The following is a 729-nucleotide window of genomic DNA, read 5'->3' on the forward strand; positions in this document are numbered from 1 at the left end:
GAGGTCGACGACTACAAGAAGGCGACCTCGAACCTGGCCCAGACGACGCTCCGGGCCGTCCTCGGCGACATGGAGCTCGACGACACCCTCTCGCGGCGCGAGCAGATCAACGACCGGATCAACGAGGAGCTGGACGAGCCGACGGACGAGTGGGGGATCCGCGTCGAGGGCGTCGAGGTCCGCGAGGTGAGCCCCTCCGAGGACGTCAAACGCGCCATGGAGCAACAGACCGGCGCGGAGCGCCGGCGCCGGGCGATGATCCTCGAGGCACAGGGGGAACGGCGGTCGGCGGTCGAGCAGGCGGAGGGGGACAAGCAGTCGAACATCATCCGCGCACAGGGGGAGAAACAGAGCCAGATCCTCGAGGCGCAGGGCGACGCCATCTCGACGGTGTTGCGGGCGCGTTCGGCGGAGTCGATGGGCGAGCGCGCGATCATCGAGCGCGGCATGGACACCCTGGCGGCGATCGGGAAGGGAGACTCGACGACGTTCGTGCTCCCGCAGGAGCTCACGAGCCTCGTCGGCCGCTACGGCAAGGCGCTCTCCGGCTCCGACGTCCAGCAGATGGACGGGCTGGAGGGCAAGGCGTTCGACGAGGAGACGGAGCGGCTGCTCGGGCTCGACGACATCGAGAGCGCGCTCGAACAGCTCGACACGGTCGCCGACGACGACCTCCGGACCGACGAGAACCGCGAGCGCGACGCGGCGGGCGTCGCGCTCGCGGTTCTC

The 729-nt window shown here is 70.0% G+C and carries 1 protein-coding gene; it reads left to right on the forward strand.

Going from position 1 to position 729, the window contains the following annotated elements:
• A partial coding sequence (locus tag DJ70_RS03185) for an SPFH domain-containing protein (protein ID WP_143420918.1) occupies positions 1–729 on the forward strand: 729 nt, incomplete at both ends.

It is taken from the genome of Halorubrum halodurans (assembly GCF_002252985.1).
Taxonomy (GTDB): domain Archaea; phylum Halobacteriota; class Halobacteria; order Halobacteriales; family Haloferacaceae; genus Halorubrum; species Halorubrum halodurans.